We start from the raw sequence: 16,177 nt of genomic DNA, 5'->3' as shown, positions 1-16,177 counted from the left end.
ATGGCGACGGGAGCGATACGCATCGGCCTCAATGCCAAGCGGGCGCGTACGGCCTGGCTGTTCCTCGCACCGAGCCTCCTCGTGCTCTTCGCCGTGGCGCTCTGGCCGCTCGGGCGGACCTTCCTCTTCTCCTTCACCGATGCCTTCCTCACCGAACCCGACATCTACGACTATATCGGCCTCGAAAACTATTTCACGCTGTTCGAGGATCCGCTGTGGTGGCAGTCGGTCCGCAACACGCTCTATTTCACCGTCATTTCGGTCTCCATCGAGACCGCGCTGGGACTTGCCATCGCGCTTTTGCTGAACGCCCACATTTCCGGCCGCGGCTTCATGCGCGCGGTCATCCTCATTCCCTGGTCCATCCCCGTCGTCGTCAGCGCGCGCATGTGGCAGTGGATGCTGCATGACCAGTTCGGCATCCTCAACCATGTGCTGAAGCTCATGGGCCTCATCGACAACGGCATCGCCTGGACGGCCAATCCCGATCTCGTGATGCCCGTCATCATCGCCGTCGACGTCTGGATCACCACCCCCTTCATGGTGCTGCTCATCCTTGCCGGCCTGCAGATGCTGCCCAAAAGCATCTACGAGGCCGCCTCGATCGACGGCGTGTCGGAATGGCGGCAGTTCACCGCGCTCACCCTGCCGCTGCTTGCGCCCAGCATCGCCGTCGCGGTGCTGTTCCGGCTGCTCGATGCGCTGCGCATGTTCGACCTCAGCTTCGTGCTGTCCTCGAACAGCGACGACACCAAGACCGTGTCGATCTACGCCCGCGAGGTACTGGTCAATTTCCAGGACATGGGCGTCGGCTCGGCGGCAAGCGCCGCAATCTTCCTGATGATCGCCGTGGTGACGGCGATCTACGTGACCGTCTTCCGGCTCAACCGCAAGCTCCTGGGGGTGTGACATGGTGCGCAGTTCAACGGGCAGGCGCCTTCATCGCATCGCAATCTACACGCTCTTTGCCGTGGTCGCGCTCTACACGCTGTTTCCCTTCTACTGGATGATCGCCTCCTCGCTGAAATCCGGCCAGGCGATCTTCGACGTCACCTTCCTGCCCGACCTGAAGTTCAACAATTACGAGGCGATCCTGTCGGACGGCGTGTTCCTGCGCAGCCTGCTGAATTCGCTCATCGTCGCCGCCTCCGTCGTGGCGCTCTCGCTGGGGCTGGCAATCGCGGCGGCCTATGCGCTGGGCCGCATCAATTTCCGCGGCCGCTCGCCGATCATGTTCCTCTTCCTCGCCGTCTCGATGTTCCCGCAGATCGCCCTGCTGTCAGGCCTCTTCGAGATGATCCGCTGGCTCGGCCTCTACAACACGCTCGGCTCGCTGATCTTCGCCTACATGATCTTCACGCTGCCCTTCAACATCTGGGTGCTGACGACCTTCATGCGCAGCCTGCCGCGACAGATCGAGGAGGCCGCCATCATGGACGGCTGCTCGCCGCTGCGCATCGTGCGCTGCATCTTCCTGCCGATGATGGGGCCGGCGCTGATCTCGACGGGCCTGCTCGCCTTCATCGCCTCGTGGAACGAGTTCCTGTTCGCGCTGACCTTCATCCTCACGGATGAAAACCGCACCGTACCGGTGGCCATCGCCCTCATTTCAGGCTCCAGTCGCTACGAGTTCCCCTATGGCGCGATCATGGCCGCGTCGACCATCGTCACCGTGCCGCTGATCGTGCTGGCACTGCTCTTCCAGAAATACATCGTTTCCGGCCTCACGGCCGGGGCGGTCAAGGGATAGGCCCCTTCCGGGGCAGAAAGGTCTTTTCCATGCGTACCGTCCGTGTCGGCCTCATCGGCCTTGGCGAGGTGAGCCAGCTCATGCACCTGCCGATCCTTGCCGATCATCGTCACCTCTTCGAGGTCGCCGGCGTCTTCGATGTCTCGCCGAGCCTCACCGCGCACTGCGCAGGCCGTCATCCGGGCGCCCGCGCCTATGAGAGCGCCGAAGCGCTGCTTGCGGCATCCGATATCGACGCCGTCTTCATCCTGACGCCCGACCAGACGCACCGCCACTATCTCGACCTGGCGCTGAAGGCCGGCAAGGACGTCTTCCTCGAAAAGCCCGCCTGCCTGACGCTCGGCGAGATCGACGACGTCCTGCCGCTTGCCGAAAAATCCGGCCGCCTCGTCTTCGTCGCCTATATGCGGCGCTATTCGGCAAGCTTCCTGAAGGCCAGGGAGATGATGCCGGCGCAGGAGGAGCTGCGCTATGTGCGCGTGCGCGACCTCATCTGTGAAGGCCCGTACTTCATCCGCCAGACGCGCAACATCTTCTACCCCAACGACCTGGATGGCGCCTTCCTTGCACAGTCCCGCGCCGAGACCGAAGCGCTTCTGCGCGACGTCGCCGGCAAGGACGCTTCACCCAGCCTGATGCGCGCCTACCAGGTGCTGACCGGCCTCTCCTCGCACAGCCTCTCGGCCATGCGCGAACTGATCGGCCTGCCGCACCGGGTCATCGCCGCCCATCACAAGCAGAACGGCGAGCAGATCGTCGCGCTCTTCGACTACGGCCACTTCACTGCGATCTACGAGGCGCTGATCGACAATGTCGCGCGTTTCGACGCCCGCATCGAGGTCTATTCCGACCGCCGCCGTCTCAGCTTCGGCTATGACACGCCGTACATCCGCAACCTGCCGACATCGCTGGAGGTCACGGACTCGACCGACACGGAAACCGAAACCCGCACCTTCGGCCCGAACTATACCGACCCCTTCGCCATCGAACTGCGCACCTTCCACGATCATCTCGTGAACGGCACAGCGCCGAAGACGACACTCGGCGATTCCCGCCAGGACCTTGCTTTGATGGCGGAAATCGTCGGTCGCCTGCGCGAAAGTTCGTCGCTATAGCGGGAAGACCAGCAACAGCATCGAGGTTCGACATGGCAAGACGTGGCACCGCCCGGGAACGCATTCTCAGCGCCGCTGAGGAAATCATCGTCAAGGAAGGCGTTTCCTCGCTCACTTTCGACAAGGTGGCGGAGGTGACCGGGCTTTCGAAGGGCGGCATCCTCTATCACTTCGCCAGCAAGGATGCGCTGGTGCGCGCCATGGTCGAACGCTTCGTCTATCGCTTCGAGACCGGTCTTTCCGGCCTCGAAGGTGAGGACGAGGAACCGCATGGCCGCTACACCCGCGCTTATGTGAAGGCCACCATGGGCGGGGCCGCCAGCACCGGCGACCAGTACGACCGTCTCGGCGCAAGCATCACCGCAGCGCTGTCGAACTTTCCCGACCTGCTCGAAATCGTCCACCAGCAGAACATCCGTTGCCAGGCTTCCGTCGAAGCGGACGGCCTGGACCCGGTCGAAGCGACGATCATCCGCCTCGCCATCGAGGGCATGTGGATGGCCGAAGTGTTCAACGTCATGCATCTCGACCCCGCCACGAAACAGGCCGTCATCGACCGGCTGATCGCGCGCACGCGCCCGGCGGGCGCCGCCCCCTAGCTTTCCATATCATGAAGAGGAGATTTCCATGGGCTACAAGCCGTCCCCCCGCCCCGTCTTCGACCGGCCAAGCCACATTCCCTATGCCGGCGTGACACGCCATCTTTGGGGCGAGGAGAATGCCGGCCTCGTCGACGACTGGATCTATGCCTCGACGGACAACATCCACCAGATCGTCTTCGGCATGCAGCCCGGCGGCTGCTTCAAGCACACCGATGCCTTCCGCACTATTTTTGGCGCCGACGAGCTGCTCTATGTGATCAGCGGCACGCTGGGGCTCGCCAATCCGGAAACAGGCGAAGTCTGCATCGCCAAACAGGGCGAAGCACTGTTCTTCCGTAAGGACACCTGGCATCACGGTTTCAATCTCGGCGAGGAGCAGGTCCGCGTTCTCGAATTCTTTGCCCCGCCGCCGGCCAAGGGCACGTCGGGCCCCTATGCCCGCACCAAGCCGCTGCTATCGGAAAACCGCTACATCCAGGACGAATTCCTCGGTCGCTGGCCAATGGAGGCGGCGGCGCATGAGAAGGCCCGCACCATCCATCCCAAGCGCGATGCCGACATGCTTTGGAGCCTCGATGCCGCAACGCAAGGCGCCTATACCGGGTTCTACTGCGCGACAGACCAGCTGACGGTCGGCAAGACGACGGTGCTCGGCGGCAAGCGCACCCGCATCGAACGCCACAAGGGCGACGAATGCCTGTATGTCGTTTCCGGCGTGCTCAACATCCATATCCCGGATGCCGAGGGCCAGGCCTGGTTCGAACTCAACCCGCGCGACGGCTTCTACATCCCCGCCGGGTTCGACCACCAGTATTTCAACATGTCGCACACGCCTTGCGAATTCGTCTTCGGCGTGGCGCCGGATTTCTGATCTGAAAATGGGCTCTCGAAAACCGGGAGCCCTTTTTGTTTCAGCCTTCGAACACCATCAGCGTGTCGCCAGCCTGAAGGTAGTCACCTTCCTTGACGCGCAGGCGAAGCCGGCCGGCCTTGGGGGCGAGGACCTGCGTTTCCATCTTCATCGCTTCCATGACAGCCACAAGGTCGCCTTCCGCGACGGTGGCGCCATCGGCGATCTTGAACGCCTGCAGCGTGCCGGAAACCGGAGCGGCGATGCCGTCCTCGGCAGGGCGCCCGCCCTTGCCTGCGGCCGATGCAGCGCCCTGCCCTGCAGCGCCGAGGCCGGCGAGCAGCACGCTCGGAAGAGCGAGCGACACGCGCTTGCCGTCGATTTCGAGATGGGTGCGGACCAGCGTGGGGTCTTCGGTCGGCTCCGGCCGGGCCATGGCATCAGGCATGGCGGCAAAATCGGTCTCGATCCAGCGCGTATGCACCTTGAACCCATCCGTGCCGATGAAGTCAGCCGTGTCGATGGCGGCACGGTGGAACGGCAGGACCGTCGCGACACCCTCGATGCGGAACTCCTTCAGCGCACGGCGGGCGCGGCGAAGGGCCTCGTCGCGCGTCGCGCCGGTCACGATCAGCTTGGCGACCAGCGAATCGAAGACACCGGGTACGGTGGAGCCGCTGACGACGCCGCTGTCGAGGCGCACGCCCGGGCCGGAGGGCGGATCGAAGACCGTGATCGCGCCCGGCGTCGGCAGGAAGCCGCGGCCGGGGTCTTCCGCGTTGATACGGAACTCGATGGAGTGGCCGCGCGGTTCCGGCGTTTCCAGCACACGCAACGGCAGCCCTTCGGCGATGCGGAACTGTTCGATGACGAGATCGATGCCGGTCGTCTCTTCCGTGACAGGATGCTCGACCTGGAGACGGGTGTTCACCTCCAGGAAGGAGATCGTGCCGTCGACGCCGAGCAGGAACTCGACGGTACCGGCTCCGGAGTAACCGGCGGCGGCGCAGATCGCCTTTGCCGAGGTGTGGATCTTCTGGCGCTGTTCGCCCGAGAGGAAGGGCGCCGGCGCCTCCTCGATGAGTTTCTGGTTGCGGCGCTGGGCCGAGCAGTCGCGGGTGCCGAGCACCAACACGTTGCCGTGCTTGTCGGCGATGACCTGCGCCTCGATGTGGCGCGGCCGGTCGAGGAAGCGCTCGAGGAAACACTCCCCACGCCCGAAGGCCGCCGTTGCCTCGCGCACGGCGGATTCGTAGAGGTCTGCGACCTCCTCCATCTTCCAGGCCACCTTGAGGCCGCGCCCGCCGCCGCCATGCGCGGCCTTTATGGCGACCGGCAGGCCATGCAGCTCCGCAAAGGCGACGACCTCGGCTGCAGAGGACACCGGGCCATCGCTGCCGGCAACCAGTGGTGCGCCGACGCTTTGCGCGATACGCCGTGCCTCGACCTTGTCGCCGAGCGCTTCGATGACGGACGGATCGGGGCCGATCCAGATGAGGCCCGCGCCCTGCACGGCCCGTGCGAATTCGGCACGCTCGGAGAGAAAACCGTAACCGGGATGAACTGCATCCGCACCGGCACGTTTTGCGACAGCGATCAACTTCTCGATATCGAGATAAGTTTCCGCCGGACGCACGCCACCGAGCCCATAGGCTTCGTCGGCGAGGCGCACGAACAGCGCGTCCGCATCCGGATCCGCATAGACGGCCACGGACTGGAGGCCATGGTCCTGGCAGGCGCGCGCGATGCGCACGGCGATCTCGCCACGATTGGCAATCAGCACTTTCTTCATGGCGGTTCTCCTAACGGGTCGCGGCAATGTCGGCGAAGGGGCCGATCGGGCGGAAACGGATTTTTGCATTGATCGGGATCTGGCCGGCGAGGTCCAGATGGTATTCGGCGACGGCACCGATGACGGGATAGCCGCCAGTCAGCGGATGGTCAGCGAGGAAGAGTACCGGCTGGCCGCTGTGCGGCACCTGGATGGCGCCCGTCGCCGTGCCTTCGCTCGGCAGCTCCGCGCTGTCCTTGCGCTCCAGCGGCACCTCGCCGGCAAGGCGGATGCCGACGCGGCTCGATTGCGGCGTCACCTGCCACAGCTGGCTCGTCAGCGTCTCGATGCCCTTCTGCGTGAACCAGTCCGTTCGCGGGCCGAGCACCACGTCGAGCACCACCACATCACCGGCCGAGGGCAGCCCGAGAGCGGGAAGCTCATCGGTCGAAACGCTCGCCAGTCCATCCTTGCGGCCACCCAGCGCGAGCACCGTCCCGGCCGTGACCGGCTCGGGGCCGACGACGGCCAGCGTGTCGGTGGCCGCGCTGCCGAGGATCGACGCGACATCGAAGCCGCCGCGCACGGCAAGATAGGCCCGCATGCCCGCCTTCGGATGGCCGATCGTCACGACGTCGCCCGGCTCCAGCGCGATAGGCTGCAGAATCGAAAAGTCTTGGGCGCGGCCGTCCACATCGCGGACTGTCACGGGACAGGCGGCACCGGCAAGACCGATCACGGCGCGCACATTGCTTTCGAAGGAGAAGCCGCCGAGGGTGAGTTCGAGCGCCGGCGTGTTGGCCGGATTGCCGACGATGCGGCCCGCGGCGTTAAACGCGCCGCGATCCAGCGCGCCGGAGGCGGAAACACCCTGCCCCGTCTGGCCGAAGCGGCCAAGATCCTGGAAGAGAGCCGGCATCGGTGCGGCCAGAACCCTGAACTGCGGCGCATCCGCCACGACGGTGCGATCCGCCTTGGCGGCCGGTACGGGAAGGCTGACCGTCCGGCCCGTCGCCTCCATATCGAAGAAGCGCACACGATAGCCGGGCTGGAACAGTGCACCAGGCTCGCGATCGATGTCCCACATCTTCACCGGCGTCGTGCCGATGATCTGCCAGCCGCCGGGGCTTGCCTGCGGGTAGACGCCGCTGAAGGCGCCGGCAAGGGCGACCGAGCCGGCCGGAATGCGGGTGCGCGGGCTCTTGCGGCGCGGCACATGCAAGGCCGGATCGCCGCCGACGAGATAGCCGAAACCCGGCGCAAAGCCGCAGAAAGCCACGGTGAATTCGCTTTCCGTATGCCGGCGGACGACCTCCTCGACACTGAGGCCGGTCAGCTCCGCAACATCGCGCAGGTCTTCGCCGTCATACCGCACGGGAATTTCGACCAGATGCTCCGACGGTGCGATCTTGGCAGAAAGGTCGCGAATGCCGATCCGGGCTGCAAGATCCGCCGCAGCCACCTTTTCCGGGCGGAAGCGGATCATCAGCGTGCGCGCGGCCGGCACCATTTCCTCGATGCCATCGATGGGATCGGCCTGGAGTGCAGCAAAGAGAGCAAGCGTCTCGTCGAGATCGGCGAGCTCGACGAGGATGGTGGTCAGGCTGACGGGAAGAAAGCGCATCGAACCCTCACGCGTGATAGGCGGAATCGGGGATATCGGTGATGAACATGTGGCCCGGCGCATGGGTGATGGCAAAGGGCACGCCCGATGCCATCACGGCCGCCTGCGGAGTGACGCCGCAGGCCCAGAAGACCGGCACTTCGCCGGGCTCGATGCGCACCGCATCGCCGAAATCAGGTTTTGCGAGGTCGCTGATGCCGATGTCTTCGGGTGCGCCGACATGAACCGGCGCGCCGTGCACCGCCGGGAAGCGGCCGGATATGGTGGCGGCGTCGGCAACGCGCGCGGCCGGGATCGGCCGCATGGAGACGACCATGTTGCCCTTGAGGCGGCCGGCGGGCCGGCAGGCCTTGTTGGTCAGGTACATCGGCACGTTGGTCTTGTCCGTCATGTGGCGGATCTCGATGCCGGCCTCGACCATCGGCGTTTCAAAGGTGAAGGAACAGCCGATGAGGAAGGCGACGAGATCGTCGCGCTCCGCCCAGGCCGCCGACGCGTCCGGCGTTTCCTCGGCAAGCTTGCCGTCACGCCAGATGCGATAGAGCGGCAGGTCGGTGCGCAGGTCCGCGCCGGGCGCCAAAAGCGTCGTCGGCGAGCCGGGGTCGGAGACATCGAGCACCGGGCATGGTTTGGGATTGCGCTGCGCGTAGAGCAGGAAATCGAACGCCCAGTCGCGCGGCAGTACGATCATGTTGGCCTGTGTAAAGCCCGGTGCAATGCCGGAAGTGGGCGCAACGAGCCCATCCCGGTAGGTGGACCGCGCTTTGCGGGCGGCCGTGGCGTCGGCATGATCCAGGAAGGCGGTCGGGATCGTCATGGCCGCTCCTTACGTCTTGTCAGCGAAAGAGCGGATGGCGATGCCTTCCGCCTCGAAGCGGCGGCGGATCCCCTCTGCAATCGCCACCGCGCCAGGGCTGTCGCCGTGCACGCAGATCGACTGCGCCTCGATGCGGATCGTGCTGCCGTCGATCGCTTCCAGCGTACCCTCGCGGGCGAGCTGCACCATGCGGTCGGCGATCTTCGCCTCGTCGTGCAGCACGGCACCCGGCTCGCGGCGCGAGACGAGCTCGCCCTTCGGCGTATAGGCGCGGTCGGCGAAGGCTTCGGCGACGACGGCAAGGCCGGCCTTGCGGGCGAGATCCAGGATCGGCGCATTGGCAAGGCCCATCAGGATCAGCGAGGCATCGACCGCCTTGATGCCGTCGATAACGGCCTGGCCCTGCCTGGCATCATAGGCGATGCGGTTGTAGAGCGCGCCATGCGGCTTGACGTACCGCACGGTGGCGCCGGCCGCAGCGGCGACGCCCTTGATCGCGCCGATCTGGTAGATCACGTCGGCGATCAGCTCCTCGGGCGTGGCGTCGAGGTCGCGCCGGCCGAAGCCGACGCGATCGGGATAGGAGACATGGGCGCCGATGACGACACCGTTTTTCGCGGCGGCCTGCACCGTGCGGTAGATGCCCGCCGGGTCGCCCGCATGGAAACCACAAGCGATGTTGGCGGAGGAGACAACGGCGAGCATCGCCGCATCATCGCCCATGCGCCACGCACCGTAGCTCTCACCGAGATCGCTGTTGAGGTCGATCGCTGCCATTGTTTCCTCTCCCTTTCTTAAGTTTTGCCGCTGTTCCGAACGCAAAACCGCTTCGCACGTTTGCTGGAATAGCTCTAGAGACCAAGCAGTCCGAAGATCGTGCCGGCCGACTTGTAGCCCATATACCATGTCAACAGGCAGACCAGGACGCCAAGGGCGAGCAGCCAGCGCGGATAGTGGTAGCCCCCCATCAGGTCCTCGCGCTTCCAGGCGGCAAAGAGGAAGATGCTGAGGCCGATCGGCAGGATGAGGCCGTTGAGACCGCCGACGAAGACCAGCATGGCCGCCGGTGGCGTGGTGATCAGCAGGTAGGAGACCAGCGAGATGGCGATGAAGACGACCGTCGCCATATTGCGGGCGTGTTCGCTGATATCCTGCTTGAAGACGGTGATGAACGAAACCGAGGTATAGGCCGCGCCGATGACGCTGGTGATGGCCGCTGCCCAGAAGATGATGCCGAAGAGGCGCAGACCGACATCGCCTGCTGCCGCCTGGAAGGCCTGGGCGGCCGGGTTGGCGGCCTGGCTCGCCGTGTCGATGACGACGCCGCTGGCGACGACGCCGAGGATGGCGAGGAAGAGGACGTAGCGCATGAGACCGGTCACGGCGATGCCGGTGAGCGCGGCGCGGGTGACAGCCGGCAGGTGCTCCTGGCCGACCATGCCGCGGTCGAGCAGGCGGTGTGCGCCGGAATAGGTGATGTAGCCGCCGACCGTGCCGCCGACGATGGTGGTGATCGTGGCGAAGTCGATCGTGTCGGGCAAGACGGTCTGGAACAGCGCGTCGCCGACCGGCGGGCCGGACACGAAGGCGACGTAGAGCGTCAGCACGATCATGAGGATGCCGGCGAAGATGATGAAACGGTCGACCGCAAGGCCGGCGCGCTTTGACAGGAAGATGCCGATCGAGAATACGGCGCTGATCGCTCCGCCGATCTTCGGATCGAGACCAAAGACCGCATTGAGGCCGAGGCCGGTGCCGCCGATATTGCCAATGTTGAAGAACAGGCCACCGACGATGACGAGGATGGCCAGAAGATAGCCAGAGCCGGGAATGGCGGCATTGGCGACGTCGGAAGCGCGCATGCGCGTCAGCGTCACGATGCGCCAGATGTTCAGCTGCACGACGAAGTCGATGAGGATGGAGGCGAGGATGCCGAAGGCGAAGGCAGCGCCAAGCTTCGTGGTGAAAGTCGCCGTCTGGGTGATGAAGCCTGGGCCGATGGCGGAGGTCGCCATCAGGAAGATCGCGGCGATCAGCGCCGAGCGACGGGATTTGACGGTTTGAAGGCCCTGCGCGACCACACTCTGGCCGGCAGGCACAGCAGCATTCTGTTCCATGAGATTTCTCCGCTCTCACGCACCCGCCCCTCGCGAGTGGTTCATCGTTAAATGATGAACCGCTACACAAAAATGTCAAGATTGTTCAACAATATTTCCATATCGTTCCTTATTCCTGCCGTTTTACCAATCACATAGCACTGGATTCGCCACACTTTTCGGCCCCATCGCTCACCCATTCATGCTATGCCCAGCCAGGAAAGAGGGTGCCCGAAGCAAACGGAATCGGGCCGGGGAGAAGACCATGACCGATGACGGAGAAGGCCTGCCGCTGGCGGATCGACTGGCGCGGCGCATTCGCACGCTTCTGATCTCGGGCGAACTCTCCCCCGGCCAGCGTCTCTCGGAAGCCGCCTTCAGCGACCGTTTCGACGTCTCGCGCAATTCGCTGCGCGAGGCCTTCCGCCTGCTCACCAAGGATGGCCTGCTGCGCCACGAGGCCAATCGCGGTGTCTTCGTCGCCGTGCCCTCCATGGCCTCAATCATCGACATCTACCGCGTGCGACGCATGCTGGAATGCGGCGCACTGCGCCAGGCCTGGCAGAAGCATCCGGCAATCCGGGCCATGCGCGCGGCGGTGGAGATGGCCCGGGAGCGGCGTATCGAGGGCGACTGGATCGGTGTCGGCAGCGCCAACATGATGTTCCACACCGCCGTCATCGACCTTTCCGATAGCGCGCGGCTCAACGAATTCTATGAGCGGATCTCGGCGGAGCTGCGCCTCTGCTTCGGCCTTCTCAACGACCCGGAACACCTGCACGCGCCCTTCGTCGACATGAACGACGCCATTACGACTCTCGTCGAAAAGAACCAGCCGCATGAGGCTGCGGCGCAGATGGAGATCTATCTGAACCTCGCCGAACGCACGATGCTCAAGGCACTCGAGCGGGCTTCGGAACTGGCCTAGCGCCAGTGGAACCTATGCGACGTCGGCGCGGCGCAGCGGTGCGGCAAGACCTGTCGTTTCCGGCAGGAAGGGCTCCGGGCGGCCGATGGAATAGCCCTGCGCATAATCCACGCCGATCGTGCGCAGCGCGGCAAGAATCTCCGTGTTTTCAACAAACTCCGCGATCGTCTTGCGGCCGGCGAGGTGAGAAATCTGGTTGATCATCTCGACGGTCATCCAGTCCGCCTTGTCCGCCAGCATGTCGCGCACGAAACTGCCGTCGATCTTCACATAGTCCACCGGCAGGCGTTTGAGATAGGTGAGCGAGGACATGCCGACGCCGAAATCGTCAAGCGCGAAACGGCAGCCCATGGCGCGCATGGCGTTCATGAAGGCGATGGCTTCGTCAAGATTCTCGATCGCGCTGGTTTCGGTGATCTCGAAGCAGAGCACTTCGGCCGGCACCCGGCTGCGGCGCAGGGCTTCCCGCAGGAACGGCAGGAAGGTCTCGTCCTTCAGCGTCAGGCCGCTGAGATTGATGGAATAGGTGCCGGAAGCCGCGCCCTTGCGGCGACCGATGATGTCCAGCGCATGGCGCACGACCCAGCGGTCGAGCGCCGGCATCAGGCCGAAACGTTCGGCAGCGGGGATGAACGCGCCGGGCGACAGCAGCGTGCCGTCCTCTTCGAGGCGTAGCAGGATCTCGCAATGCTCGCCCGTCTCGCCACCTTCCCGCAGGGTGGCGATGGCTTGCGAAAACAGCCGGAAGCGGTCCTCCTCCAGTGCCCGGTGCAGGCGCTGCACCCAGTTGAGATTGGCCGTGAACTGGGTCTGTGCCGCATCGGTCGTCTCGAAGACGTGCACGCGGTTGCGGCCCTTTTCCTTGGCCATGTAGCAGGCAATGTCGGCGGCGCGCAGCGCCTCCTCAAGCGTGTAGTTGCGCCCGGCCAGATGCACCACACCGATGCTGGCGCTGATCGAATAGCGATGGCCGTTCCAGACGAAGTCGATCGCTTCCGTGATCTCGCGCAGGCGCATGGCAATGCGCAGCCCATCCTCCGGCGCACAGTTCGGCAGGATGATGCCGAACTCGTCGCCACCCAGCCGTGCCAGAAGATCCGTACCCCGGATGGCGTTGACGAGATCGCGCGAGACGCGGCGCAGCAGCTCGTCGCCAGCCGCATGGCCACCATTGTCGTTGACGGCCTTGAACTGGTCGAGATCGATGAACATCAGTGCGTGGCGGGTCTTCGGCCCTGCCAGCATGCGCTCCAGCTCGCGCTCGAACAACCGGCGGTTGGCAAGCCCCGTCATATCGTCGTGATTGGCGCTGAAAGACAATTGCTCCTCGATCCTACGCCGGTGGGTGAGGAAACTGTTGAGCCGCCAGACGGTCAGCACGATGAAGAGCAGTGCCATCGCCACATTGGCCGCAAGAAGCACCGTCTGGACCTGCCGCGTTCCCTCGCCGAGGCGATCGGAGAAACGTTTGGTGAGTGGCGTGACAAGCGCGTTGATCTCGTCGAGCTGGCGGATAATGTCGCGGCGGTCGGCCTCGCTGATATGGGGGGACGTGTCGATCGCCTCGCCGATCGGCAACAATTGCATCAGCACCCCTTCCGCCGTGCGCCAGTCGCGCACGCAGGCCTCCATCACCGGAAGCCAGCGAAAATAACGGAACAACCAGATCACGTTGGGAATGTCGTCCGGATGGTTGCCGCCATTCAGGAAACCCTGATAGGCCGCCTGGATGTCGGGTTGAGCGGCCTCGAGCGCGAGCCGTGCCGCCCGGTCGCCGAGCGGGATGGCCATCGCCTGCCGATAGCGATCGACGAAGGAGCGGTTGCCGCTATCGGCATAGCGGTTGAGGTAATAGAGCGCGTCGTGCTGACCCTTCGACCACAGGCTCTCGCCCGTCACAAAGGCGCGCAGCGACGTGCTGACCTGCAGGCTGAACGTGGCAAGCGCTGTCTGCAGCACAACGATCAGCACGAAGGGCCAGGCGACCGAGATCAGGCGAAGCGTGCTTCGAGGAGACCGCATCATGACCGGCACCGTGCGGCCCGGCTCGTGTACGGGCATATGACCTTAACCCCGATGCGGCACACCCCGTCATTCGCGATCGCTGTCGTCCTGTCCAAAGGCCGTACCCGTCTCACCACATTTGTCCCTTGCGCGCAGGCGCCCGGAAACCGGCAACCGCACCATCGCTTCGGTACGGACGAGTGGAGCACAAGAGTGTGAGAAAACCCCTAATACAACCACGAGATTGCACCCTATCGGCACGTTTGCGCCCCGGTTCGGGACGCTAGAAGGCCCAGGGATCGACGACCTCGATGCCGGTGCCGGTAAAGTCACGTGTGTTGCGGGTCGCGAGCCGACCGCCGTTGACGCGGGCGATCGCGGCGATCATGCCGTCGGGCGCCGACATCGGGCGTCCTTCCCGCACCGCCTGCCCCATGATCTCGCCATAGGCAAGGGCCGCCGCCTCGGTCAGGCCGAAAATCCGCCCGGCAAAGCGCCGCCGCCATTCGGCCAGCCCCTGCTCCAACCTCACGGCCCGCTCGTCCGGCCTGATCTTCTGGATGCCGAAGGCGATCTCGGCAATCGTCACCGTCGGCAGCGCCAATTCGGCGTCGAAACGCACGAGCCAGGTGAGCACGTTTTCCGAGGGCGCCTTCTTCAGCGTCTCGGACACGACATTCGTGTCGAGGAAGATCAAAGGTCGAGGCCCTTGTGCGGCGTGCGGTGCTCGCGGATCACGGCCTCCAAGTCGACTTCCGCACCGAAATCGGCGGCAAGCCGGCGGTAGAAATGGGCCGCCGGCTCACTGCCGGCCTCCCGCACCTCATAGGCCTCCAGCGCCCGCTCGACGATGTCGGCGACCGTGCGGTTTTCCCGCCGGGCAAGGCGATGAGCGAGATCGCGGGCGCGGGCGCTGCGGACGGAAAGTTGCGGTTCTGCCATGACGGTCTCCTTCGAGGGGAAATATAACCCCTCGCCTTGACGCCATCAAGATGGCAGGGGATGGCAAGCCATCAGGCTTTTGCCAGAATCGCCTCCGCCGCCTTTTCCGCAATCATGATGACAGGCGAATTGGTGTTGCCGGAAACGATGGTCGGCATGATCGAGGCATCGACGACGCGCAGCCGGTCCAGGCCGTGCACACGGAGCCTCGTATCGACCACTGCCATCGGATCGCTTCCCATCTTGCAGGTACCGACGGGGTGGAAGATGGTCGTGGCGATATCGCCGGCCTTGCGGATCAACTCCTCGTCGCTGTCATACTCCCGGCCGGGCAGCATTTCCTGCGGACGGAAGGGCGCAATGGCCTTTGCCTGCATGAGGCTGCGCGCATGGCGGATGGATTTTGCGGCGAGCAACCGGTCACCGACCGTGGAGAGGTAGTTCGGCCGGATTTCCGGCGCAAGAGCGAGGTCGCGGGTCGCAATGTGCACCATGCCACGGCTTTCCGGCCGGAGATTGCACACCGAAACGGTGACCGCAGGATAGCGATGCAGGGGCTCTCCGAGCCGGTCAGTGCTGAGCGGCTGGACATGATATTCGAGATCGGCCGTGGCGACGGCCGGATCGCTCTTGGCAAAGATGCCGAGCTGGCTCGGCGCCATGGAGAGCGGGCCGGAGCGGCGAAAGGCATATTGCAGCCCCATGCCGGCACGGCTGAACAGGTTGTGGTAAAGCTGGTTCAGCGTGCGCGCACCCTCGATCCGGAAGACCGTACGGATCTGCAGATGATCCTGAAGGTTCTCGCCGACACCGGGCAGCGCGTGGTGAACGGGAATGCCGAGCGCGGAAAGCAATTCCGGCCGGCCGATGCCCGACAGCTCCAGGATTTTCGGTGAATTGATCGCGCCCGCCGACAGCACGACCTCCCGCGTGGCGCGGGCAAGGCGGGCGCGTCCGCCCTGACGAAAGCGCACGCCCGTCACCGCCCGGCCGTCGAATTCCAGCCGCTCGGTCTCCGCGCCGGTGAGGACACGCAGGTTCGGCCGTTTCATCGCCGGCCGCAGGAAGGCCTTCGTCGTGTTCCAGCGCAGCCCGCCGCGCTGGTTGACCTCGAAATAACCTGAGCCCTCATTGTCGCCGTCGTTGAAATCGTCGGTCTTCGGGATGCCGAGTTCCTCCGCCGCATCGCGGAAGGCGTCGAGGATCGGCCAGGAGAGCCGCTGGCGCTCGACGCGCCACTCCCCGCCGGCCCCGTGCATGCCGGTTTTTCCGCGGTAATTGTCTTCCGACTTCAGGAAATAGGGCAACACGTCGTCCCAGCCCCAACCGGCATTGCCCGCCTGCCGCCAGCCGTCATAGTCGGCCGCCTGGCCGCGCATGTAGATCATGCCGTTGATCGACGAGCAGCCGCCGAGCACCTTTCCGCGCGGATAATTGAGCGCGCGGCCGTTGAGACCAGCCTCTGCGGCCGTCTTCATCATCCAGTCCGTGCGCGGGTTGCCCATGCAATAGAGATAACCGATCGGCACATGAATCCAGTGGTAGCGGTCCGAGCCGCCGGCCTCGATGAGCAGCACCCGGTTCTTCGGGTCGGCCGAAAGCCGGTTCGCCAAAACGCAGCCGGCCGAGCCGGCACCGACGACGATGAAGTCGTAGCTGCCCTCGTCCACCGGCATTT

At 64.8% G+C, this 16,177-nt stretch carries 15 protein-coding genes; 6 read left to right on the top strand and 9 right to left on the bottom strand.

Annotated features, from left to right (window positions below; translation table 11 throughout):
* Genes EXZ48_RS04125 through EXZ48_RS04105 form a run of 5 tightly spaced genes read left to right on the top strand, consistent with a single transcriptional unit; the run spans nucleotide 1 to nucleotide 4,338 of the window.
* Nucleotides 1-909, top strand: coding sequence for a carbohydrate ABC transporter permease (locus EXZ48_RS04125; RefSeq protein WP_050744812.1), 909 nt, complete (start codon nucleotides 1-3; stop codon nucleotides 907-909).
* A 1-nt stretch (nucleotide 910) separates the two neighbouring features.
* Entirely contained in the window at nucleotides 911-1,750 is an 840-nt protein-coding gene (locus tag EXZ48_RS04120; protein WP_130514412.1) for a carbohydrate ABC transporter permease, read from the top strand.
* A gap of 29 nt (nucleotides 1,751-1,779) precedes the next feature.
* Nucleotides 1,780-2,865 carry a Gfo/Idh/MocA family protein gene (locus EXZ48_RS04115; RefSeq protein WP_130514411.1) on the top strand — a complete coding sequence of 362 codons (1,086 nt, stop codon included), beginning with the start codon at nucleotides 1,780-1,782 and terminating at the stop codon, nucleotides 2,863-2,865.
* Between the two features lie 32 nt (nucleotides 2,866-2,897).
* A complete protein-coding gene (locus tag EXZ48_RS04110) occupies nucleotides 2,898-3,464 on the top strand; it encodes a TetR/AcrR family transcriptional regulator (RefSeq protein ID WP_050744809.1) in 567 nt (188 codons plus the stop codon).
* 28 nt (nucleotides 3,465-3,492) lie between these two features.
* Nucleotides 3,493-4,338, top strand: a complete 846-nt coding sequence (locus EXZ48_RS04105; protein ID WP_130514410.1) for a cupin domain-containing protein — start codon at nucleotides 3,493-3,495, stop codon at nucleotides 4,336-4,338.
* Between the two features lie 40 nt (nucleotides 4,339-4,378).
* On the opposite strand, the gene EXZ48_RS04100 is transcribed toward EXZ48_RS04105, so the two are convergent.
* From EXZ48_RS04100 to EXZ48_RS04080, 5 genes are all read right to left on the bottom strand, one after another.
* On the bottom strand, nucleotides 4,379-6,109 hold the full coding sequence (locus EXZ48_RS04100) for a biotin carboxylase N-terminal domain-containing protein (RefSeq protein WP_130514409.1): 1,731 nt from the start codon (nucleotides 6,107-6,109) through the stop codon (nucleotides 4,379-4,381).
* Between the two features lie 10 nt (nucleotides 6,110-6,119).
* Entirely contained in the window at nucleotides 6,120-7,712 is a 1,593-nt protein-coding gene (locus EXZ48_RS04095) for a 5-oxoprolinase/urea amidolyase family protein (protein WP_130514408.1), read from the bottom strand.
* A 7-nt stretch (nucleotides 7,713-7,719) separates the two neighbouring features.
* Complete coding sequence (locus EXZ48_RS04090; protein ID WP_050744806.1) at nucleotides 7,720-8,529, bottom strand: putative hydro-lyase; 810 nt, start codon at nucleotides 8,527-8,529, stop codon at nucleotides 7,720-7,722.
* A 9-nt stretch (nucleotides 8,530-8,538) separates the two neighbouring features.
* Nucleotides 8,539-9,306 (bottom strand): LamB/YcsF family protein, encoded by a 768-nt coding sequence (locus tag EXZ48_RS04085; protein ID WP_130514407.1) that lies wholly within the window; start codon nucleotides 9,304-9,306, stop codon nucleotides 8,539-8,541.
* A 74-nt stretch (nucleotides 9,307-9,380) separates the two neighbouring features.
* The gene (locus EXZ48_RS04080; protein WP_023514788.1) at nucleotides 9,381-10,646 is read right to left on the bottom strand and encodes an NRAMP family divalent metal transporter; all 1,266 of its coding nucleotides are present in this window, start codon (nucleotides 10,644-10,646) and stop codon (nucleotides 9,381-9,383) included.
* 244 nt (nucleotides 10,647-10,890) lie between these two features.
* Here EXZ48_RS04080 and EXZ48_RS04075 point away from each other — a divergent pair, with 244 nt between their 5' ends.
* The gene (locus EXZ48_RS04075) at nucleotides 10,891-11,553 is read left to right on the top strand and encodes a GntR family transcriptional regulator (protein WP_023514811.1); all 663 of its coding nucleotides are present in this window, start codon (nucleotides 10,891-10,893) and stop codon (nucleotides 11,551-11,553) included.
* Between the two features lie 12 nt (nucleotides 11,554-11,565).
* Here the strand turns inward: EXZ48_RS04075 and EXZ48_RS04070 are convergent, their stop codons facing one another.
* The 4 genes from EXZ48_RS04070 to EXZ48_RS04055 all read right to left on the bottom strand — a co-directional run bounded on the left by EXZ48_RS04070 (nucleotide 11,566) and on the right by EXZ48_RS04055 (nucleotide 16,175).
* Complete coding sequence (locus EXZ48_RS04070; RefSeq protein ID WP_130514406.1) at nucleotides 11,566-13,614, bottom strand: bifunctional diguanylate cyclase/phosphodiesterase; 2,049 nt, start codon at nucleotides 13,612-13,614, stop codon at nucleotides 11,566-11,568.
* 226 nt (nucleotides 13,615-13,840) lie between these two features.
* Nucleotides 13,841-14,254, bottom strand: a complete 414-nt coding sequence (locus tag EXZ48_RS04065) for a type II toxin-antitoxin system VapC family toxin (RefSeq protein ID WP_130514405.1) — start codon at nucleotides 14,252-14,254, stop codon at nucleotides 13,841-13,843.
* Nucleotides 14,251-14,499: a hypothetical protein gene (locus EXZ48_RS04060; protein ID WP_024271381.1), complete on the bottom strand. Its 249-nt coding sequence runs from the start codon at nucleotides 14,497-14,499 to the stop codon at nucleotides 14,251-14,253. The genes EXZ48_RS04065 and EXZ48_RS04060 overlap by 4 nt, the downstream gene beginning before the upstream one ends.
* Nucleotides 14,500-14,570: 71 nt before the next feature.
* A complete protein-coding gene (locus tag EXZ48_RS04055; RefSeq protein WP_130514608.1) occupies nucleotides 14,571-16,175 on the bottom strand; it encodes a GMC family oxidoreductase in 1,605 nt (534 codons plus the stop codon).
* Between the last annotated feature and the right edge of the window lie 2 nt (nucleotides 16,176-16,177).

It is taken from the genome of Shinella sp. JR1-6, assembly GCF_004284735.1.
In the GTDB taxonomy this organism is placed as follows: Bacteria; Pseudomonadota; Alphaproteobacteria; order Rhizobiales; family Rhizobiaceae; genus Shinella.
This window is presented reverse-complemented; position numbering and strand designations above follow the sequence as displayed.